The 470-nt window shown below is 67.2% G+C and carries 1 protein-coding gene; it reads right to left on the bottom strand.

The window, feature by feature from the left end:
• A partial coding sequence (locus ARGLB_RS00290; RefSeq protein ID WP_003797580.1) for an aldehyde dehydrogenase family protein occupies positions 1-470 on the bottom strand: 470 nt, incomplete at both ends.

Below are 470 nucleotides of genomic sequence, written 5' to 3'. Positions count from 1 at the left end.
CCGGCGTTCAGGCCGAGCATGCCGGTCTCGAGCCGCTCGCCCATCCGGATGCCGCGGTTGAGGTCCTTCGTGAAGACGTAGGCCACCAGCCCGTATTCGGTGTTGTTGGCCAGGCGTACAGCGTCGTCCTCGGAGGAGAAGGTGGTGATCGGGGCGACAGGGCCGAAGATCTCCTCGGACAGGATCCGGGTGCCTTCGCTGACGCCCTTGAGGATCGTCGGCTGGTAGAAGTACCCGGGGCCTTCCACCGGGGCGCCGCCCACCACGGCGGTGGCACCGGCGGAGACGGCGTCGGTGACCAGTTCGTGCACCTTGTCCCGGCTCTTGGCGTCGATCAGCGGGCCGACCTTGGATTCGGGCTCGGTGCCGCGGGCGGTGGTCATCTCCTTCATCTTCGCGGCGAACTTCTCCGCAAATTCGTCGGCCACGGACTCGTGCACAATGAAGCGGTTCGCCGCGGTGCAGGCCTC

It is taken from the genome of Arthrobacter globiformis NBRC 12137 (genome assembly GCF_000238915.1).
Lineage (GTDB): Bacteria > Actinomycetota > Actinomycetes > Actinomycetales > Micrococcaceae > Arthrobacter > Arthrobacter globiformis.
This window is presented reverse-complemented; position numbering and strand designations above follow the sequence as displayed.